Source organism: Mesorhizobium quangtriensis (assembly GCF_040081925.1).
GTDB classification, from domain to species: domain Bacteria; phylum Pseudomonadota; class Alphaproteobacteria; order Rhizobiales; family Rhizobiaceae; genus Mesorhizobium_K; species Mesorhizobium_K quangtriensis.
In genome coordinates this window covers 196,399-215,438 of the sequence record NZ_JBEBMF010000002.1, presented here as the reverse complement: position 1 = coordinate 215,438, position 19,040 = coordinate 196,399, and the positions used below count along the sequence as shown (strand labels likewise).

Below are 19,040 nucleotides of genomic sequence, written 5' to 3'. Positions count from 1 at the left end.
CTTCGTCGGCCAAGAGGTCGGCGAGGTGGGCCGGTCGGCTAGTAAACTACCACGCTTCTGATCGATTTGCCCTCATGCATGAGGTCGAAGCCCTTGTTGATTTCCTCCAGCTTCAGCCGGTGCGTGATCATCGGGTCGATCTGGATCTTGCCGTCCATGTACCAGTCGACGATCCGGGGCACGTCGGTGCGGCCGCGTGCGCCACCGAAGGCGGTTCCCTTCCAGACGCGACCCGTGACAAGCTGGAATGGTCGCGTCGAGATTTCCTGGCCGGCTCCGGCCACGCCAATGACGATGGATTGCCCCCAGCCGCGATGCGAGGCCTCCAGCGCCTGGCGCATCACCTTGGTGTTGCCGGTGCAGTCGAAGGTGTAATCCGCGCCGCCGATCTGGTCAGCGCCGCGCTTCGTCATGTTGACGAGATGGGGAACAACGTCGCCGTCGATTTCCTTCGGATTGACGAAATGAGTCATTCCAAAGCGTTCGCCCCATTCCTTCTTGTCGTTGTTGAGGTCGACGCCGATGATCATGTCGGCGCCGGCGAGCTTCAGGCCCTGGATGACGTTGAGGCCGATGCCACCCAGCCCGAACACCACGGCGGTCGCGCCTTGCTCGACCTTGGCCGTGTTGAACACCGCGCCGACGCCGGTCGTCACGCCGCAGCCGATGTAGCAGATCGTGTCGAAGGGGGCGTCGGGGTTGACCTTGGCGACAGCGATTTCCGGCAGCACGGTGAAGTTCGAGAAGGTAGAGCAGCCCATGTAGTGGAAGATCTTGTCCTTGCCGATGGAGAAGCGACTGGTGCCGTCGGGCATAAGGCCCTGGCCCTGCGTGGCGCGGATGGCGGTGCACAGATTGGTCTTGCGCGACAGGCAAGACGGGCACTGGCGGCATTCGGGAGTGTAGAGCGGGATGACATGATCCCCCTTCTTCACGCTGGTGACGCCGGGGCCAACGTCGACCACCACGCCCGCGCCTTCGTGGCCGAGAATGGCAGGGAAGATGCCTTCCGGGTCCGCGCCCGAGAGCGTGAACTCGTCCGTATGGCATATACCGGTCGCCTTGACCTCTATAAGGACTTCGCCGGCCTTCGGACCTTCGAGGTCGACCTCCATGATTTCCAAGGGTTTTCCGGCGGCGACGGCAACGGCGGCGCGGGTTTTCATGGGGTTTCCTCCTCTTGATGGTGGCCGGAAAGTTTCAGGAATCTACGGGTTGTTCAAGTCCTGATAAGACGGTCCCGCCTTGATATCTAGCCGCCGTCGCGGCATGCATGAGCTTCGGGCGGGCGTACGATGATCGCGAACCTTATGCTAGGCACACTGTTGATCGGGATAACGGTGGTGATCCACACCTTCGGTCTGATGGCCGTTACGCGAGCCATAGGAATGATCACAAATTGGCTGCGTCTCCAGGGCAGGCGAAGCCACATCGTGGCAATGCTGGTGGCAGTTATTGGTGTGTTTGGCGTGCTGACCGTCGAAATTTGGCTCTGGGCTGTCGTTTACTTCTCTCTGGAAGTGGTCGGGGATTTTCAGACGTCCCTCTACTTTTCGACGGCGACCTTTGCGACGGTGGGCTACGGCGACATCGTGGCAGACGGGCACTGGAGATTGCTGACCTCGCTTGAAGGCGTCAGCGGATTCCTCCTTATCGGATGGTCGACGGCCTATCTCGTGGCCGCCGGCGTCCGGGTTGGGCCTTTCCGTGCCGGCGAGCATTTTTGAAGGTTCCGCACGCTTGAGCGGCGGCTATGAGTCGCGCATAAGCCTTGAGCGTCACGGCCGAGGGATCGCATGTTCAAGAAGATACTGATCGCCAATCGCGGCGAGATCGCCTGCCGGGTCATCAAGACCGCCAGGAAAATGGGCATCGCCACCGTGGCGGTATACTCCGATGCGGACCGGGATGCCGTGCATGTCGAGATGGCGGACGAAGCCGTTCATATAGGCCCGTCGCCTGCCTCGCAGAGCTATCTGGTTGCCGAAAGGATCATCGAGGCCTGCAAGACGACGGGCGCTGAGGCCGTGCATCCGGGCTACGGATTCCTCTCCGAGCGTGCTTCCTTCTGCGAAGCGCTGGAGAAGGAAGGCATCGTCTTCATCGGCCCGAAGCCGAAGGCGATCAACGCTATGGGCGACAAGATCGAATCGAAGAAATTCGCCAACGCGGCCAAGGTCTCGACGGTGCCCGGCTTCCTCGGCGTCATCGAGGACGCGGTGCACGCGGAAAAGATCGCAGCCGAGATCGGCTATCCGGTGATGATCAAGGCATCCGCCGGCGGCGGCGGCAAGGGCATGCGCATCGCTTGGGACGCCAGCGAGGTGCGCGACGGCTTCGAGCGGGCGCGTTCGGAGGCGAAAAGTTCTTTCGGCGACGACCGTGTGTTCATCGAGAAGTTCGTGGTCGATCCGCGTCACATCGAGATTCAGGTGCTCGGCGACGGCCACGGCAACGTGATCTATCTCGGCGAGCGGGAATGCTCGATCCAGCGGCGCAACCAGAAGGTCGTGGAGGAAGCGCCGTCGCCGTTCCTTGACGAAAAGACGCGGCGCGCCATGGGCGAGCAGGCCGTCGCGCTGGCCAAGGCCGTCGACTACCAGAGCGCCGGGACGGTGGAGTTCATCGTCGACAAGGACCGCAATTTCTACTTCCTCGAAATGAACACCCGGCTTCAGGTCGAGCATCCGGTCACCGAACTGATTACGGGAATCGATCTGGTCGAGCAGATGATCCGCGTGGCGGCTGGCGAGAAGCTGTCGATCGGCCAAGCGGACGTGAAACTTGACGGCTGGGCAGTGGAAAGCCGTCTCTATGCCGAGGACCCCTATCGCAACTTCCTGCCTTCGATCGGAAGGCTGACACGTTATCGGCCGCCTGCCGAGGGCAAGGCCGGGGATGCTATCGTGCGTAACGACACGGGCGTCACCGAGGGGTCGGAGATCTCGATGTTCTACGACCCGATGATCGCGAAACTCTGCACATGGGCGCCGACCCGCGAACAGGCCATCGACGCCATGTCGGACGCGCTTGACGGTTTCGTGGTTGATGGCATCCAGCACAATATGCCGTTCCTGGCTGCGCTGATGCGCCATCCGCGCTGGCGCGAGGGGCGACTTTCGACCGGCTTCATCGCGGAGGAATATCCCGACGGATTCCATCCGATCGTTCCTTCGGAGAAAGAGGAACTGGTTCTGGCCGGAATAGCGCTTTCAGCGGAACTGCAGCGGCGCGCGCGTCTCGACCGGATGTCAGGCCGGCTCCGCCCGCATTCAGGCAAGCAGCGACCGGATTGGGAGGTCCGGGTGGGGGACAACTACCATGCGTTTAAACTGGTTGAGACGGATTCAGCCGGCACGACGATGAAGATGCAGCCATGTGATGGCAGCGCGGCGTTCACCATCAGCACGAATTGGCGTCCGGGTAACATCGTCTGGACGGGCACTATCGGTGCGGATGGCGTGCGCGCGCAGGTGCGGCCAACGTTGAATGGCTTCGTTATCGACTGGAAAGGCATGTCGGTAAAAGCTTTCCCGATGCTGGCTTCCACGGCGAAGCTCGAAAAGCTCATGCCGAAGAAGGTGCCGGCCGACACGTCGAAGCTGCTGCTGTGCCCGATGCCGGGACTGGTCGTGTCGATTGCCGTGGGCGACGGTCAGGAGGTCAAGGCCGGCGAGACGCTTGCCGTCGTCGAGGCGATGAAGATGGAGAACGTGTTGCGCGCCGAACGCGACCTGACTGTGAAGAAGATCAATGCAAAGCCCGGCGACAGCCTCGCCGTGGATGCAATTATCATGGAATTCGCCTGATGCCTCGACCCACACATGCCGTCCTGTTCGACCTCGACGGCACGCTGACCGATCCTTTTGTCGGCATCACCGGTACCTTGCAGCATGCAATCCGCGAAATGGGACACCTGCCGCCGCCGGCCGACGATCTGCGTCGCTATATCGGGCCGCCGATCCATAAGACCTTCCTCGCCATGTTCGGCGACGAGGTGCTGGCGACCCAGGCGCTGGGTCATTACAGGCAGCGCTATGGCGAGGTTGGAAAGTTCGAGAACGAGCTAATCCCGGGTATTGTCGAGGCGCTTGAGACGGCTGCGCGGCAGGGGCAGACCATGTTCGTCGCGACATCGAAACTCAAGTCGCACGCCATCGACATCATCGACCATTTCGGCCTGACCCGGTTTTTCGGTCACGTGCATGGGTCCGAGGCAGACGGCACGAGAGCCGACAAGGGCGAACTGATCCGCTACATCCTGAAGACGGAGGGACTCGATCCAGCGCGAACGGTGATGATCGGTGACCGGCTGCACGACGTCGTCGGTGCGGCGAAGAACGGTATGCCGGCAATCGGCGTGCTCTGGGGCTTTGGCGACCGGGCCGAACTGGAGGCGGCGGGCGCCGCCCGTGTTGCCGATCAGCCGGCCGAACTGAGCGGCATGATCGCGGAACTGGTCGGGTAGCTCAGTCCTTTAGCGGCTTGCCGAGGCGGCCTGCCAGATCCTGCGTGAACTGCCAGGCGACGCGGCCAGAACGTCCGCCCCGCGTCGTCGCCCATTCAAGCGCTTCGGCGCGCAACTGCTCGGGGCTGATGTCAAGCCCGTGATAGGTGGCGTAGGCATCGATCATATCGAGATAATCGTCCTGTGAGCACTTATGGAAACCGAGCCACAGGCCAAAACGGTCAGACAGCGACACCTTCTCCTCGACAGCTTCCCCCGGATTGATGGCGGTGGAGCGCTCGTTGTCGATCATGTCGCGCGGCAGCAGATGGCGGCGGTTTGACGTCGCATAGAAGATGACGTTCGCCGGGCGTCCCTCCACGCCGCCCTCCAGCGCCGCCTTGAGCGACTTGTAGGAGGTGTCGTCATGATCGAAGGACAGGTCGTCGCAGAACAGGATGAAGCGGAAGGGGGCTGCCTTGAGCTGCGTCATCAGCCTCGGCAGCGAGTCGATGTCCTCGCGATGGATTTCGACGAGCTTCAGCGGCGCGTCGCCGTCCTTTCGCGAAGCGTTGATGGAGGCGTGTACCGCCTTCACCAGCGAGGACTTGCCCATGCCCCGCGCGCCCCACAGCAGTACGTTGTTGGCGGGTAGGCCAGCCGCGAAGCGTTCGGTGTTGTCGGAAAGGATGTCGCGCACCCGGTCGACGCCACGGATCAGGCCGATATCGACGCGATTGACGCGGTGGATGGGCTCCAGAATTCCCTGTTCGGCGGACCAGACGAAACAGTCAGCGACGGTCAGGTCGGTCGGTTCCGGTCGGTGCGGCGCGAGGCGTCCGACGGCTTCGATCAACCTGTCGAGCTTGTCCGTCAGTGTTTCCAGCGTCTTGTCGTTCATTGCTTTAGGCAATCCATCCACTTGCGGGGCCGTGGGCCTGTAACACGCTGAAGTGAGGCGGGAAAGCACCGGATATGCGGTTGCAAACGCGGCTTCAGGCTCTATATTCCGGCAACTTTTCGGCCCGGAAGGCCCAATCAGGAGTTTTTACATGTTCGTCACGCCCGCTTACGCGCAGGGTACAGGGGCAGCCGGCCCCGACATGCTGATCAGCATTTTGCCGTTTGTCCTGATTTTCGTGATCATGTATTTTCTGATCATCAGGCCGCAGCGGACGCAGATCAAGAAGCGCGGCGAGATGCTGGCTGCGATCCGCCGGGGCGACACGGTGGTGACTGGCGGTGGGCTGGTCGGCAAGGTGACGAAGGCGTCGGACACCGAGCTCGAAGTCGATCTCGGCGGGGGCACCAAGGTGACGGCGTTGCGTTCCACGATCATGGATGTTCGGGTCAAGGGCGAGCCTGTCGCCAACGAGAACGCCAAGAAATAACCGCTATCGCAGCGGAAACCGAACACTGCCGGGGCGAGACGGGGGAGTTGCCGGTCGCCTGTTCCGCCTGACACGGAAGACCGACCATGCTTTATTTTTCTCGTTGGAAGACGATCCTGATCTGGGCGGTTGTAGCGCTCGGCGTTCTCGTCGCACTGCCGAACCTCTATCCGCAGTCCTGGATCAACGCGATGCCGGACTGGCTGCCCAAGCGCACTATGACGCTCGGCCTCGATCTGCAGGGCGGCTCGCACATCCTGCTGCAGATCGACCGCGACGATCTCGCCAACGAACGGCTGGAAAGCACCCGCGACGAAATCCGCACCACCCTGCGTGACGCCCGTATCGGCTACACCGGCCTGACCGGCTCCGGCAACTCGGTGCAGGTGCGTATCCGCGACGCGGACCAGCTTGAGGCCGCCAAGACTGCTCTTGCACCGCTGATCCAGCCGGTGGCGTCCAGCCTGTTCGGTTCGGGGTCGGTTACCGAACTCGCGCTTGACGAGCCAGAACCCGGCGTCCTGCGCTATACGCTGACGGAAGACGGCCTGAACTATCGCCTCGGCACGGCGCTCAACCAGTCGATCGAGGTCGTCGGCCGCCGCGTCAACGAACTCGGCACGACCGAGCCAATCATCCAGCGCCAGGGCAACGACCGCATCCTCGTGCAGGTCCCGGGTCTGCAGGACCCGCAGCGTCTGAAGGACATTCTCGGCCAGACCGCCAAACTGACGTTCCAGATGGTCGACCAGACGATGCCGGTGCAGGAGGCCATCGAGGGCCGTCCGCCGGCGGGTTCGACGGTGATGTATTCGATCGATGATCCGCCCATCCCGTATCTCATCGAGAATCGCGTCATCGTCTCCGGCGAAAACCTCGTGGACGCGCAGGCATCCTTCGACCAGCGCACCAACGAGCCTGTCGTCAGCTTCCGCTTCGATTCCCGGGGCGCGCAGCGTTTCGGCCAGGCGACGCAGCAGAACGTCAATCGGCTGTTCGCCATCATCCTCGACAACCAGGTGATCTCCGCGCCGCAGATCCGCGAGCCGATCCTCGGCGGTACGGGTCAGATCTCGGGCAGCTTTACCGTACAGGGCGCGAACGATCTTGCTGTGCTGTTGCGCGCCGGCGCGCTTCCCGCCGACCTGACCATTGTGGAGGAACGCACCGTGGGCCCGAGCCTCGGCGCGGATTCGATCGCAGCCGGTCAGATGGCGTCGCTCGTCGGCGCGATCCTTGTGATCGTCTGTATGCTGTTGGTCTATGGAAAGCTCGGTGTCATCGCCAATATTGCGCTTGCCGCCAACGTTGCGCTGATCGTCGCGATCCTGACGATGCTGGGTGCAACGCTGACGCTGCCGGGCATCGCCGGTATCGTGCTGACGATGGGCATGGCGGTCGACTCGAACGTCATCATCTTTGAACGCGTCCGCGAGGAGCGGGCCCAAGGGCGTTCCATCGTCCAGTCCTTCGATCAGGGTTTCCAGCGTGCGCTCGCAACCGTGGTAGACGCCAATCTGACGACCTTCATCGTCGCGGTGATCCTGTTCTATATGGGCACCGGACCGATCCGCGGCTTCGCTGTTACGCTCGGCATCGGCATCATCACCACCGTCTTCACCGCTTTCACGCTGACCCGCTGGCTGGTGGCCGCGTGGGTGCGCCGCGAAAAGCCGACGGAATTCCCGAAGGGGTTGGTCAACTACCTTCCGCTTCAGCCAAATATCCCTTTCATGAAATGGCGCAACTGGGGTTTTGCCTTGTCCGGCCTGCTGTCGGTTGTGGTTGTCGTCATCTTCTTCGTGAAGGACTTCAACTACGGCATCGACTTCCTCGGGGGCTCTTTGATCGAAGTCCAGGCCAAGGATGGCAGCGCTGATCCCGGCGATGTCCGCACAAGGCTGGGCGACCTCAACATCGGAGAGGTTCAGGTCCAGGAATTCGGGTCGGAAGGGTCGCTGCTGATAAGGGTGCAGTCACAAGGCACCGGCGACAATGCCGAGCAGTCGGTCGTACAGATGGTGCAGGCCGAACTCGGCGACGAGTACGACTTCAGGCGTGTCGAAGTGGTTGGTCCCACTGTGTCGAGCGAACTGGCGATGACCGGCACGATCGGCGTTCTGCTGTCGTTGCTCGGTCTCCTCGTTTACATCTGGTTCCGCTTCGAATGGCAGTTCGGCCTCGGCGCGATTGTCTCTACCGTTCATGACGTCATCATGATCGTCGGCGTCTATGTGTTGCTGGGACTGGAGTTCAATCTTTCCAGTATCGCGGCAATTCTCACGGTCATCGGCTATTCGATCAATGACACCGTCGTCATCTACGACCGCATTCGCGAGACGCTGCGCAAATACAAGAAGATGCCGATCGAAGAGATCATCAACATCTCCCTCAACCAGACGCTGTCACGCACGATCCTGACCGGTCTGACTGTTTTGCTGGCCCTGTTCGCGCTCTATTTCTACGGCGGCGAGGTCATTTCCTCCTTCGTATTCGCGATCATCCTCGGCGTTTTCATCGGCACCTACTCGTCGCTGTTCATCGCCGGACCGATGCTGATCCTGTTCAACCTCAGGCCGGCGTCGGAAAAGGACGACGATGCCGTCCCCGGCGCGGTCGCGGCGCAGCCGTCGAAAACGTGATGCGATGGTCGAGGGAATTGTCATCCGGAAGGCGCATTTCCCCGGCCGCGCGCCGATAGATGCATACGGCAACGGCGGCTTCCGCTTTGCCGACATGTCGCACAGGGGATCGATCCTCTGCCTGCCCTCCGGGATCCATGGATGGGAGCCGGGGGATCCGGCTGTCCTTCGGGCGGAGGACTTCGAGCGGATATTCCAGCAGACCGAGCGTGTAGAAATCCTGCTCGTCGGGACCGGGCGCGACCTGAAGCCTCTCCCTGCCGCCATCAGGCAGGCATTCCGGGACGCCGGCATCTCTGCCGACCCGATGTCGACCGGGGCCGCTGTTCGCACCTACAACGTCCTTCTTGCCGAGGACCGCGCCGTGGCGGCTGCCCTTGTCGCCGTCGATTGACAGCCAGCCAGCTCCGCTGCTGGATATTGTCCGGGCGGGCGACCGCGATCGCTATCTCGCCGCGCTCTACGCGCCGGAGGAGAAGCGGCGGGACCTTCTTGCGCTCTATGCCTTCAACGCCGAGATTGCCGGCATCCGCGAACGCGTCAGCCAGGCGCTTCCGGGCGAAATCCGCCTGCAATGGTGGCGCGACGTCATCGAAGCGAGCCAGCCGGCGGCGGTGATGGGTCATCCGGTGGCCGATGCGCTTCTGCAAGCTATCGACCGGCACAAGCTGCCTGTGCAGGCGTTCCAGAACTATCTGGATGCGCGCATCTTCGATCTCTACGACGATCCCATGCCGACGCGCGGCGACCTGGAGGGCTATTGCGGCGAGACAGCCTCGGCAATCATCCAGCTTTCCGCGCTCGTGCTCGAGCGGGAGGCCGCGCTGCAAAGTGCCGATACGGCCGGCCATGCCGGCTGCGCGCTGGCGATCTGCGGCTTGCTCCGGCTTCTGCCTGTGCATCGCAGCCGTGCGCAGTGCTACGTGCCCAAGGATATTCTGGCAGCGGCAGGCACTTCACGAGAAGAGTTCATCGCCGGTGATGGCGGCCCCAACGCGCCGCGCGCAGTTGCCGCGATGATCGCGCTGGCTCGCGAGCACCTGTCCGCATTTGAGAACGGCGCCAGGACGCTGCCGCAGTCTCTTCGTCCCGCCTTCCTGCCGCTTGCGCCGGTCGGCGCACAACTCGCAAGGATGCAAGGACGCGAGAAGGACGTGCTGTCGGCCGGCGTGGACATCAGCGCATGGCGCAAGCACTGGCTGCTGTTCAGGCGGGCGTCGAACGGGTGGAAGTAGCTACTCCGCCGCCTGCTTCATCGCGGGCAGGCCGAGCCATGAGCGACAGTCCGCCAGTGCGCGCGCGGTGATGGCGCGGCGTTTTGCGTGCGTCTTTTCCTTGCCGCGTAGGCGCTTGCCTTCGACCTTGGGGGCTTCGGCCGGCGGGAACAGCCCGAAATTGATATTCATCGGCTGGAACGAGCGCTTTCCGGGTTCGTCGTCAGAGACGATATGGCCACCGGTAATATGGCCGAGCAACGCGCCGAAGGCGGTTGTCGAGGGCGGCAGATCGGCTGCCTTGCCAAGACACTCCGCGGCTGCGAAGCGTCCCGCCAACAGCCCGATCGCCGCCGACTCCACATAGCCTTCGCAGCCGGTGATCTGTCCAGCGAAGCGGAGTCCGGGACGCGATTTTAACTGCAGCGAGCCGTCGAGCAAGGTCGGCGAGTTGATGTAGGTGTTGCGGTGCAGGCCGCCCAGCCTTGCGAACTCGGCATTTTCCAGCCCCGGTATGGTGCGGAAGATGCGTACCTGTTCGGCGTGCTTCAACTTCGTCTGGAAGCCGACCATGTTGTAGAGCGTGCCGAGCGCGTTGTCCTGCCGCAACTGCACGACGGCATAGGCCTTCACCGTCGGATTATGCGCGTTGGTCAGGCCCATCGGCTTCATCGGGCCGTGGCGCAGCGTTTCCGGGCCACGCTCGGACATCACCTCGATTGGCAGGCAGCCGTCGAAATAGGGCGTGCCTTCCCATTCCTTGAATTCGGTCTTCTGGCCCTCGATGAGCGCGCCGACGAAGGCTTCGTACTGCGCCTTGTCCATCGGGCAATTGATGTAGTCCTTGCCGGTTCCTCCCGGCCCGACCTTGTCGTAGCGCGACTGGAACCAGCAGATATCCATGTCGATGCTGTCAAAGTGGATAATGGGAGCGATCGCATCGAAGAAGGCGAGCGCATCCGCTCCCGTTTCGGCCGCGATTGCCTCGGCAAGGGAGGGGGCGGTCAGCGGGCCGGTGGCGATGATCGCTTTGTCCCAGTCGGCAGGCGGAAGGCCGGAAACTTCCTCACGCACGATGGTGATCAGCGGGTGGGCTTCGAGCCTGGCGGTAACCGCTGCGGAAAAGCCGTCGCGATCCACGGCTAGCGCACCGCCCGCCGGCACCTGGTTGGCATCGCCCGATGCCATGATGAGTGATCCGGCAAGCCGCATTTCGGCGTGCAGCAGGCCGACGGCGTTGTTCTGTGCGTCGTCGGAGCGGAACGAGTTCGAGCAGACCAGTTCGGCGAGGCCCTCCGTCTTGTGGGCCTCCGTGCCGCGCACGGGGCGCATCTCGTGGAGGATGACGGGCACGCCAGCTTCTGCCGCCTGCCACGCGGCTTCCGAGCCGGCAAGGCCGCCGCCAATGATATGGATGGGCTTCATGTTCATGGCGCTGGCAATAATACCTTGACCGGTCCGACGCAATTGCACACCGTCTCCGGCATGCATCACGACTTTCGCCGGCTGAATATTTTCCCGATCGTCGCCTTCGCTGTAACCGCTCTTTCGGGGCTGTTTCACCCGATTCCAGCGGCGGCGCAGGTCTCGGCAACGATGCCCAAGACCATACAGGTCTGCCACGGTTATGGATGTGCGTTCCGCTCGCGGATGGTGCTTTCGTCGGCAGACGGCGCACGGTTCCGCTCCATCATGAGCGCCGGCGCGGCATCCGCCGCTGCGGAGCGGGCGGCGCTGTCGCGCGCCGTCAGCTACTATGAAAAGCGGACCGGCCAGGCGACCGGCTATCAGGACAAGCCGAAAACAGACATCGGCAATCCAGAGCGCGGCCAGATGGACTGTGTCGACGAGGCGACGAACACGCGCAACCTGCTCATCTACCTGAAGGAGCGCGGGATGCTCAGGCACCACAAGGTCGAGCGCAATGTCTCGCGCGGGTTCTTCCTCGACAAACGCTATCCGCATTTCACCGCGCTGATCAGCGATGCGTCGGGCAAGAGGTGGGTCGTCGATTCCTGGTACAAGCCGATGGGCGGAGCACCAGACATTATGCCGCTCGAGCAGTGGAAGCTGCGAGGACAGTTCGGCCAGGACTGATAAGAAAACGACCTCCAAAAACACAACACCCGCCGGGGGAGGAGGTCCGGCGGGTGTCGTTTTTGTGGACGGTTTCCCGGGAGGAGGTGGGAAACCGACCGATTCGTCATCGCCGGGGAGGAGGTCGGCTTTGACGAAATTCCTTTCGCCGTTTGTTAGGAAGGGGCGAAACCTTCTTCGGGGAACAACGCCCGCCGCGGGAGGAGGTGCGGCGGGCGCCGTTTCGTTGGCCAGCAATCGGGAGGAGGTGAAAGCTGGCCGTATCCGTCAGGGTCGGGGAGGAGGTCGACCCTGGCGAAATCTCTTCGAATTCCTAGATCGCCTTGCGGGCGACTTCGCGGATGCTGTTGCGGGCAATGCCCAGGTCGTTCAGCTCGCGGTTGGTCAGGCGGTTCAACTCCGTCACGGTTTCCCGGTAGAGGCGCCAGTTGCGATAGTTGCGGATCAGGTTCATCGTCGTCTCGATTCGTCTTTGGTTCGTTCGTTCTCTTCGGTACGCCCAAAAGATACGGTCGACCCGGGGGGTTTAAAAGCGCTTTTGGTGCATGGCAGCAATGCAATTTGTGCAACGCAACAAAAATCGATTAGTGCAGTGAACCGAAAAGTGCCGGGTTCTTGTAAAAGACATTGTTGTCAAAGGCTTGGAACGTCGACCACGTTCCGTGCCGTAAGTGGTCGGGAGGTTGGTCTTGGCGAGCTATTCCTCGCGGGTGCGCACTGACGCCGCAAGGTGGGTGGAACTCGGGTATATCGACGCACCAGCTGCTCAGGCGATCTCCGCGGATGCTGAACTGCGGGACCGTCGCTTGCTCAGCTTCGGCTCCATTCTGGCGATCATGGCGGCACTGTTGTTCGGTGCGGCGATCCTGATCTTCGTTGCCGCCAACTGGGAAGCCATTCCCCGGCTCGGGCGTGTGGGGGCTCTCTTTGCCGTTATCTTCGGCGGCTACGTCGGCGGCGCGGTGCTCAAGCTCGTGGACCACGATGCGATCGCCGAAGGGCTCTGGCTTATCGCGGCTGCGGCATTTGGCGGGGCCATCGCCCTCATCGGCCAGATGTACCACCTTTCGGGCGACGAAACGCAGGCGATCCTGACATGGTGCCTCGGCACGACCGTCGCCGCCGCGGCGCTACGCTCCGGCCCGCTCACCATGGGCGCAGTCGCGCTGGCATCGGCCTGGCTCTTCCTTGTCGGCGTGAGCTTCTGGCGACACGCCGATTTTCCACATATCTTCATCGGCATTGCTGCGGTTCTCTGGCTCGTTTCTCTTTGGACAAGAAGCGCCGGATCGCGGCATCTGCTGCTCCTGTCGCTGATCTTCTATGGTGCGCTTCTGGCAGGCGAGACCGACATCCTGCGGGTCGCGCCGATTCTCGCGGCCCTTTCTGCCGCAGTCTTCGTATTTGCCGTGGCGATGCCGCAGGTCGCAGAACGGTTCGCCCGGATCGACGGACTGCTGCCGGTGCATGGGTTGATCGGTTTCCTGACCGGCATGGTGATGATCCAGATCCAGATCGGCGACGATTCAGGTTCAGCGTTCGCTGTAACCGCTGCGATCACCCTTGCCGGCATCGTTACGGCAATCGTGCTTGCGGGCCGGGAAAGTCGTGGCCTACGCTGGATCGCGTATATCGGCTTCGCGCTTGAGCTTTGCATGATCTATGCGGTGATGATCCAGGGCATGCTCGGAACCGCAGGGTTCTTCCTCGCGGCCGGGACAATCCTGGGCCTTCTGGCAATTGCCATCATCCGGATAGAAAAACGCATGAGCAGGCCCGCCGCTGCCGCAGGAGTGCCATGATGAGCGGAAAAAGGCTGGTTCTCGCCGCAGTCGTCCTGGCCCTTGTGCAGATAGGCTTCCTGTCGTGGATCATCGCGGGCAGGGCGGCGGTCCTGCGCAGCGGGCAGGAGGTCGTGCTCAAGGTCGAGCCCATCGATCCGCGCGACCTGCTGCGCGGCGACTATGTCGTCCTGAGCTATGAGATCAGGAACGTACCCGTGTCTATCGTGTCGAACGCTCCGGCCGACGGCGCCGTGGAAAGGGATACGCCGATCTTCGTCAGTCTCGGGAAGGATGCCGACGGCTACTGGCGCGCCCGATCCGCGTCGTTGCATGCGCCGGCAGGGCAAACGGCAGTCGGTGAGGTCGATATCCGGGGCTTTATTACCAGCGGGCCTTTTGGATCGGATCTGGCCTACAATGTCGGTTATGGCATCGACCGCTACTACGTACCGGAGGGTGAGGGTCGGGCGATCGAGACCGACATGCGAGAGCGGCCATTCGGGGTGCTTGCCGCTGTCGCCTCCGATGGGACGGCCCAGATCAAGGCCCTGCTGGACGGCCAGACACCGCTCTACGAAGAACCGCTTTACTGACGCGGTGGTGGGCCGGGTGGCTGTGAAAAGGACTGAATGAGTGGCCGACAGGACTCCATTGCCTTGTCACCATATGGTAATGCACGAAAAACCGGAGGGAGATGCACCCATGCGACGAGTACCTGCCTGGAGCTTGTTGCCTCTTATACTGATCCTGGCTGCGTGCCAGAGCGCACCGCCGAATACCAGCCAGAAGGGCCGCCCATGCACGCAGCGGCTTGCCGACGCGGGCCAGTGCAATCTCGGCTCGATTTATTCCTTCCCGGAACTGAGCAATATCCGCTGATCTGAACGGCTGCGGTCGGAACTAGGATCCGAGCGCCCCCAGCAACTCCAATTTGAGGTGCTGGAGCAACATGATCGTCTTGGCGTCGCAGATCCGGCCGTCGCGGATCATTGCCAGCGCTTCGTCGAGCGCGATCTCCAAGACCTCTATGTCCTCGCCTTCTTCGATCGCGCCGCCGCCCTGCGAAATCCGGTCGGCCGGGGTGTAGTCGGCGATGAAAAAGGTGAGGCGTTCGGTGACGCTCCCAGGGCTCATGTATGGCGCATAGAGTGACCGTACGCCGTGCAGGTGGTAGCCGAGTTCCTCTTCTGCCTCTTTGCGGATCGCGGTTTCGGGATCATTCTCATCGAGTAGCCCCGCGCATGTCTCGATCAACGGCTCGGGATGGCCGGTGACGTAGGCCGGATAGCGGAACTGGCGCACGAGAAGCACGGTCGAACGCCCGCGATCAAAGGGCAGGATCGCTGCGCCGTCGCCGCGATCATAGGTCTGGCGGACCTGTGTTTCCCACGTTCCGTCGTTGCGGCGATAGTCGAATGTCGTCTTGGTGAGCTTCGCCCAGTCATCGGAAAGCAGCTCAACCGATCGGACACGGATTCTATCACGCAATTTTCTTCTCCTTGGCTCTGGCTGGGGCTCGTGCTGGCGTAGCGGCGATCGTTTTTCCTCGCAACGGAAATGCCTTCCATCTGCCGGAAATCCTGCGTCTGGCCTTTGCGGGAGGGTCGCCGGGGTTGAACATCTGACGATACGGTGCCAAATCAGGCGTCTACACGTTTGCTCGATGGCCGCGCCCGGACACGTTCTTCATGGTTACATATCTTGACGCCGATACGGCGCCGCTTCGCAACACCGGCCAGATACGGCTCTACGGGCCTGAAGGCTTCGAGGGCATGCGCAAGGCGAGCGCCATTACCGCCGCGTGCCTCGACGAACTGGCGTCAATGGTCGCGCCGGGCATGACCACCAACGTCATCGACCGCTTCGTCTTCGAATTCGGCATGGACCACGGTGCGATGCCGGCGACGCTCAATTACCGCGGCTACACCAAGTCCACCTGCACCTCGATCAACCACGTCGTCTGCCACGGCATTCCTGACGACAAGCCGCTGCGGGAGGGGGACATCGTCAACATCGATGTGACCTATATACTTGACGGGTGGCACGGCGATTCCAGCCGCATGTACCCGGTCGGCCAGATTAAGCGTGCGGCCGAGCGCCTGCTGGAAGTTACCCATGAATGCCTCATGCGCGGCATCGCAGCCGTGAAGCCCGGCGCGCGGACCGGTGCGATTGGCGCGGCTATCCAGTCCTACGCCGAAGCCGAGCGCTGCTCGGTCGTGCGCGATTTCTGCGGCCATGGCGTCGGGCAGCTTTTCCACGATGCGCCGAACATCCTGCACTATGGCAGCGTCGGCGAGGGCGTGGAGATGCGCGAGGGCATGATTTTCACCATCGAGCCGATGATTAATCTCGGCCGTCCGCATGTGAAGGTGCTGTCGGATGGCTGGACTGCAGTCACGCGTGACCGTTCCCTTTCAGCGCAGTACGAGCACGCCGTCGGCGTGACCGCGACGGGCTGCGAGATTTTCACGCTGTCGCCAAAAGGGCTCGACCGGCCCGGCCTGCCTTCGTAGTATTCGTCCCGCACGGGCGTTCTGCCCGTCTGGGGCGGGGCGAATGGGAGACGAGGAAAGCGACGAGCGCGGGTTCTTTGCGGAGCGTCCTGTTCCGCAATCCCAGCTCAAGCCCGACATCGGCGGGGCTTCCGCGGTGGTCGTCGCCGCGCCCAAGCCTGCCGAGGAGAAGCCCCACTTTCTCGGCCATCGCGACCGCCTCAGGCAGCGATTTTCGGTCTCGGGGGACACGATGGCAGATTATGAGTTGCTCGAATTGCTTCTCTACAAGGCGATTCCGCGCGGCGACACGAAACCCATCGCCAAGGCCTTGCTGAAGCGTTTCGGATCGTTCGCCGAGGTTCTCGGAGCACCTACGCAACTGCTTCAGGAGGTTAAAGGGGTCGGACCCGCAGTGGCGATCGAACTCAAGGTGGTTGCCGCTGCCGCCGGCCGCATGATCCGCGGCGAAATCATCAAGCGTGAGGTGCTCTCGTCATGGGACAAGGTGCTGGAATATTGCCGCGCCGCGATGGCTTTTGAGGAGCGCGAACAGTTCCGGATTCTTTTCCTGGACAAGAAAAACGCGCTCATCGCCGACGAGGTGCAGCAGGTAGGCACCGTCGACCACACGCCGGCCTATCCGCGCGAGGTCATCCGGCGTGCGCTGGAGTTGTCGTCGACAGCGATCATCCTTGCACACAATCATCCCTCCGGCGATCCGACGCCGTCGCGGGCCGACATAGAGATGACCAAGGAAATCATCGAGGCCGGCAAGCGGCTCGGCGTTGCCGTTCATGACCACATCATCATCGGCAAGAAAGGCTTCGCCAGTATGAAGGGCCTGCTGCTGATCTGAATCAAAAGGGCCGCACGAGGCGGCCCTTTGTCTGTGGCGCGACGCTACGATTACTCGGCGTCTGCGGCTTTCTTCTTGGTCGCCTTCTTCTTCGGTGCCTCAGCGGCAGCCTCGTCGGAAGCGGCCTCGTCGGCCTTCTTTGCCTTCTTGGCGGTTGCCTTCTTCGCGGGCTTGGCGGTCTCTTCCGCCTCGTCCTCGGCAGTCAGCTCTTCCTTGGAGACCTTCTTGTCGGTCACCGAAACCTGGCCGAGCAGGTGGTCAATCACCTTCTCCTCGAACAGAGGCGCGCGGATCGAGGTGATCGCGTCAGGCGTGTTGCGGTAGAACTCGAACGCCTGCTGCTGCTGGTCTGCCGGGAAGCGGCGAATCGTGTCGAAAAGGGCGCGCTGCACTTCTTCGTCGGCCACCGTCACGCCGGCCTTCTCGCCGATCTCTGCCAGCACGAGGCCAAGACGGACACGCCGCTCTGCAAGCTTCGTGTATTCCTCGCGGGCTTCTTCCTCGCTGGTCTCCTCGTCCGCAAAGGTGCGGCCGGCTGCCTGCAGGTCGCGATTCACCTGGTTCCAGATGTTGCTGAATTCGGCCTCAACGAGCTTGGAGGGCGCCTCGAACTGGTAGGCAGTGTCGAGCTGATCTAGCAACTGGCGCTTGACCTTCTGGCGGGTGATCGAACCGAACTGGTTTTCAAGCTGGCCTTTTACGATCTCGCGCAGCTTGTCGAGGGATTCCAGGCCAAGCGCCTTGGCGGTCTCGTCGTTTATCTCGAGCGGGCCGGGGCCAGAGACTTCCTTAACGGTCACGTCGAAGGTGGCTTCCTTGCCGGCCAGATGCGGCGCCTGGTAGGCATCCGGGAAGGTGACGGTGATCTGCTTCTCGTCGCCGGCCTTGGTGCCGACGAGCTGGTCCTCGAAACCGGGGATGAACTCCTTGGAGCCAAGCACAAGCGGCTGGTCGGTGCCGGCGCCGCCGTCGAAGGCCACGCCCTCGATCTTGCCGACATAGTCGATCGTAACGCGGTCGCCATCGGCGGCCTTGCCGGACTTCGTCTCGTAGCTGCGGGTCGATTCGGCGACGCGCTTGACCTGATCCTCGATCTCGCTGTCCGGCACGTCGTAGACGGGGCGGGTGACGGCGATGTCCGACATCGCCTTGATCTCGATGGCCGGGATGATCTCGTAGACAAGCTGGAACTCGAAGTCGGCGTTGCCGGCCAGGATCTTCTCGGCTTCCTTCTCGTCCTCGGTCATGGTGACCTCGGGCTGCATGGCGGCCTTTTCGCCACGGTCGGCGATGATGCGGCGGGTCTGATTGGACAGGATGTCGTTGACGACCTCGGCCATGAACGACTTGCCGTACAGCTTGCGCAGGTGCTGCATCGGCACCTTGCCGGGACGGAAGCCGTTGATGCGGGCCTTGTCCTTGATCTCGTTCAGCCGGGTCACGAGCCTGGCTTCCATGTCGCCGGCCGGAACGGTGACCTTTATTTCGCGCTTGAGGCCGGAATTCAGCGTCTCGGTAACCTGCATCGTCAAAACCTTCGTTTCTCGAATCCGCGCATTCTGTACGGCCCTGCCGTTCAGCCTGCCGGTGTATTCGTGCCGGGGTGGCTAGTTCGTCGTGTGGGCAGAACGCACAGTCAGCCGGCCGCTCACGGCCCGGATTCCTTGGCGCTGGACACGCGCTCCTGTCGGTAAGTCCTTGTTCTTGAACTATATTACCGAACCAGCAAGCGGCGGATCTTTCACTCCCGTCACAATTGCCACGCCTTTTGTCATACGCGCCGCTGATTTTCAACACTTCTTCGCGTCACAGACGGGAAGAAGCTGTCATCCTTGAGATTGACAGAATGATGGCCGCCGTGGGATTGGCGGGCCGTCGCGGATGTGGCGGAATTGGTAGACGCCCCGGATTTAGGTTCCGGTGCCGCAAGGCGTGGGGGTTCGAGTCCCTTCATCCGCACCACTATCGGACGGGTCAGGCCGTCCCGCGCCGTCCTAGTTCCAAAAGTGTCTCGTTTCGGATCACTTTCCCCGGCATGCAACTTGCTGCGAAAATTATGCCGGCTGTTCGCCGGTAATCGTCCGCGTCATGGGCGTCGCTCGCCGGGAGTA

At 62.3% G+C, this 19,040-nt stretch carries 18 protein-coding genes and 1 tRNA gene; 13 read left to right on the top strand and 6 right to left on the bottom strand.

Annotated elements, in window-relative coordinates; genetic code table 11:
* Nucleotides 1-38 precede the first annotated feature (38 nt).
* Nucleotides 39-1,166 carry an S-(hydroxymethyl)glutathione dehydrogenase/class III alcohol dehydrogenase gene (locus ABMA32_RS09710; RefSeq protein WP_349013572.1) on the bottom strand — a complete coding sequence of 376 codons (1,128 nt, stop codon included), beginning with the start codon at nucleotides 1,164-1,166 and terminating at the stop codon, nucleotides 39-41.
* 129 nt (nucleotides 1,167-1,295) lie between these two features.
* Here ABMA32_RS09710 and ABMA32_RS09705 point away from each other — a divergent pair, with 129 nt between their 5' ends.
* The 3 genes from ABMA32_RS09705 to ABMA32_RS09695 all read left to right on the top strand — a co-directional run bounded on the left by ABMA32_RS09705 (nucleotide 1,296) and on the right by ABMA32_RS09695 (nucleotide 4,468).
* Nucleotides 1,296-1,727 carry a potassium channel family protein gene (locus ABMA32_RS09705; protein WP_349013571.1) on the top strand — a complete coding sequence of 144 codons (432 nt, stop codon included), beginning with the start codon at nucleotides 1,296-1,298 and terminating at the stop codon, nucleotides 1,725-1,727.
* A gap of 69 nt (nucleotides 1,728-1,796) precedes the next feature.
* A complete protein-coding gene (locus ABMA32_RS09700) occupies nucleotides 1,797-3,809 on the top strand; it encodes an acetyl-CoA carboxylase biotin carboxylase subunit (protein ID WP_349013570.1) in 2,013 nt (670 codons plus the stop codon).
* Nucleotides 3,809-4,468 carry an HAD hydrolase-like protein gene (locus ABMA32_RS09695; protein WP_349013569.1) on the top strand — a complete coding sequence of 220 codons (660 nt, stop codon included), beginning with the start codon at nucleotides 3,809-3,811 and terminating at the stop codon, nucleotides 4,466-4,468. The genes ABMA32_RS09700 and ABMA32_RS09695 overlap by 1 nt, the downstream gene beginning before the upstream one ends.
* 1 nt (nucleotide 4,469) lies before the next feature.
* Here ABMA32_RS09695 and ABMA32_RS09690 read toward each other — a convergent pair whose 3' ends face one another.
* Nucleotides 4,470-5,348, bottom strand: coding sequence for an ATP-binding protein (locus tag ABMA32_RS09690; RefSeq protein ID WP_349013568.1), 879 nt, complete (start codon nucleotides 5,346-5,348; stop codon nucleotides 4,470-4,472).
* A gap of 151 nt (nucleotides 5,349-5,499) precedes the next feature.
* On the opposite strand from ABMA32_RS09690, the gene yajC reads away from it, so the two are divergent.
* From yajC to ABMA32_RS09670, 4 genes are all read left to right on the top strand, one after another.
* Nucleotides 5,500-5,838 (top strand): preprotein translocase subunit YajC, encoded by a 339-nt coding sequence (yajC, locus tag ABMA32_RS09685; protein ID WP_349013567.1) that lies wholly within the window; start codon nucleotides 5,500-5,502, stop codon nucleotides 5,836-5,838.
* Between the two features lie 86 nt (nucleotides 5,839-5,924).
* On the top strand, nucleotides 5,925-8,480 hold the full coding sequence (gene secDF / locus ABMA32_RS09680) for a protein translocase subunit SecDF (RefSeq protein ID WP_349013566.1): 2,556 nt from the start codon (nucleotides 5,925-5,927) through the stop codon (nucleotides 8,478-8,480).
* Nucleotides 8,481-8,484: 4 nt separating this feature from the next.
* A complete protein-coding gene (locus tag ABMA32_RS09675) occupies nucleotides 8,485-8,874 on the top strand; it encodes an Mth938-like domain-containing protein (RefSeq protein ID WP_349013565.1) in 390 nt (129 codons plus the stop codon).
* Entirely contained in the window at nucleotides 8,858-9,715 is an 858-nt protein-coding gene (locus ABMA32_RS09670) for a phytoene/squalene synthase family protein (protein WP_349013564.1), read from the top strand. Before ABMA32_RS09675 ends, ABMA32_RS09670 begins: the two co-directional genes overlap by 17 nt.
* Here ABMA32_RS09670 and trmFO read toward each other — a convergent pair whose 3' ends face one another.
* Nucleotides 9,716-11,125 (bottom strand): methylenetetrahydrofolate--tRNA-(uracil(54)-C(5))-methyltransferase (FADH(2)-oxidizing) TrmFO, encoded by a 1,410-nt coding sequence (gene trmFO, locus ABMA32_RS09665; protein WP_349013563.1) that lies wholly within the window; start codon nucleotides 11,123-11,125, stop codon nucleotides 9,716-9,718. It abuts the gene before it with no gap.
* Between the two features lie 18 nt (nucleotides 11,126-11,143).
* Here trmFO and ABMA32_RS09660 point away from each other — a divergent pair, with 18 nt between their 5' ends.
* A complete protein-coding gene (locus tag ABMA32_RS09660) occupies nucleotides 11,144-11,791 on the top strand; it encodes a hypothetical protein (RefSeq protein ID WP_349013562.1) in 648 nt (215 codons plus the stop codon).
* Nucleotides 11,792-12,104: 313 nt separating this feature from the next.
* Here ABMA32_RS09660 and ABMA32_RS09655 read toward each other — a convergent pair whose 3' ends face one another.
* Nucleotides 12,105-12,245, bottom strand: a complete 141-nt coding sequence (locus tag ABMA32_RS09655) for a DUF1127 domain-containing protein (protein WP_349013561.1) — start codon at nucleotides 12,243-12,245, stop codon at nucleotides 12,105-12,107.
* Nucleotides 12,246-12,480: 235 nt separating this feature from the next.
* On the opposite strand from ABMA32_RS09655, the gene ABMA32_RS09650 reads away from it, so the two are divergent.
* Together ABMA32_RS09650 and ABMA32_RS09645 are read left to right on the top strand one after the other, a co-directional pair.
* Nucleotides 12,481-13,593 (top strand): DUF2157 domain-containing protein, encoded by a 1,113-nt coding sequence (locus ABMA32_RS09650; RefSeq protein ID WP_349013560.1) that lies wholly within the window; start codon nucleotides 12,481-12,483, stop codon nucleotides 13,591-13,593.
* Entirely contained in the window at nucleotides 13,590-14,168 is a 579-nt protein-coding gene (locus tag ABMA32_RS09645) for a GDYXXLXY domain-containing protein (RefSeq protein WP_349013559.1), read from the top strand. The genes ABMA32_RS09650 and ABMA32_RS09645 overlap by 4 nt, the downstream gene beginning before the upstream one ends.
* Before the next feature lie 307 nt (nucleotides 14,169-14,475).
* On the opposite strand, the gene ABMA32_RS09640 is transcribed toward ABMA32_RS09645, so the two are convergent.
* A complete protein-coding gene (locus ABMA32_RS09640; RefSeq protein WP_349013558.1) occupies nucleotides 14,476-15,063 on the bottom strand; it encodes an NUDIX domain-containing protein in 588 nt (195 codons plus the stop codon).
* Nucleotides 15,064-15,263: 200 nt separating this feature from the next.
* Between ABMA32_RS09640 and map the strand changes: the two genes are divergently transcribed.
* Both map and radC read left to right on the top strand, forming a co-directional pair.
* Entirely contained in the window at nucleotides 15,264-16,091 is an 828-nt protein-coding gene (map, locus tag ABMA32_RS09635) for a type I methionyl aminopeptidase (RefSeq protein WP_349013557.1), read from the top strand.
* A gap of 43 nt (nucleotides 16,092-16,134) precedes the next feature.
* On the top strand, nucleotides 16,135-16,929 hold the full coding sequence (gene radC, locus ABMA32_RS09630) for a RadC family protein (protein ID WP_349013556.1): 795 nt from the start codon (nucleotides 16,135-16,137) through the stop codon (nucleotides 16,927-16,929).
* Nucleotides 16,930-16,979: 50 nt separating this feature from the next.
* Here radC and tig read toward each other — a convergent pair whose 3' ends face one another.
* The gene (gene tig / locus ABMA32_RS09625) at nucleotides 16,980-18,455 is read right to left on the bottom strand and encodes a trigger factor (RefSeq protein WP_349013555.1); all 1,476 of its coding nucleotides are present in this window, start codon (nucleotides 18,453-18,455) and stop codon (nucleotides 16,980-16,982) included.
* A 351-nt stretch (nucleotides 18,456-18,806) separates the two neighbouring features.
* On the opposite strand from tig, the gene ABMA32_RS09620 reads away from it, so the two are divergent.
* Nucleotides 18,807-18,891: transfer RNA gene (locus ABMA32_RS09620), tRNA-Leu, on the top strand.
* The last annotated feature ends 149 nt before the right edge of the window (nucleotides 18,892-19,040 follow it).

Coding starts and splice junctions, on each gene's coding strand:
- ABMA32_RS09645 (WP_349013559.1), top strand. CDS start 13,590: ATGATGAGCGGAAAAAGGCTGGTTCTCGCCGCAGTCGTCCTGGCCCTT.
- ABMA32_RS09655 (WP_349013561.1), bottom strand. CDS start 12,245: ATGAACCTGATCCGCAACTATCGCAACTGGCGCCTCTACCGGGAAACC.
- secDF (WP_349013566.1), top strand. CDS start 5,925: ATGCTTTATTTTTCTCGTTGGAAGACGATCCTGATCTGGGCGGTTGTA.
- ABMA32_RS09675 (WP_349013565.1), top strand. CDS start 8,485: ATGGTCGAGGGAATTGTCATCCGGAAGGCGCATTTCCCCGGCCGCGCG.
- trmFO (WP_349013563.1), bottom strand. CDS start 11,125: ATGAACATGAAGCCCATCCATATCATTGGCGGCGGCCTTGCCGGCTCG.
- map (WP_349013557.1), top strand. CDS start 15,264: ATGGTTACATATCTTGACGCCGATACGGCGCCGCTTCGCAACACCGGC.
- ABMA32_RS09700 (WP_349013570.1), top strand. CDS start 1,797: ATGTTCAAGAAGATACTGATCGCCAATCGCGGCGAGATCGCCTGCCGG.
- ABMA32_RS09710 (WP_349013572.1), bottom strand. CDS start 1,166: ATGAAAACCCGCGCCGCCGTTGCCGTCGCCGCCGGAAAACCCTTGGAA.
- radC (WP_349013556.1), top strand. CDS start 16,135: ATGGGAGACGAGGAAAGCGACGAGCGCGGGTTCTTTGCGGAGCGTCCT.
- ABMA32_RS09690 (WP_349013568.1), bottom strand. CDS start 5,348: ATGAACGACAAGACGCTGGAAACACTGACGGACAAGCTCGACAGGTTG.
- tig (WP_349013555.1), bottom strand. CDS start 18,455: ATGCAGGTTACCGAGACGCTGAATTCCGGCCTCAAGCGCGAAATAAAG.
- ABMA32_RS09705 (WP_349013571.1), top strand. CDS start 1,296: ATGATCGCGAACCTTATGCTAGGCACACTGTTGATCGGGATAACGGTG.
- ABMA32_RS09695 (WP_349013569.1), top strand. CDS start 3,809: ATGCCTCGACCCACACATGCCGTCCTGTTCGACCTCGACGGCACGCTG.
- yajC (WP_349013567.1), top strand. CDS start 5,500: ATGTTCGTCACGCCCGCTTACGCGCAGGGTACAGGGGCAGCCGGCCCC.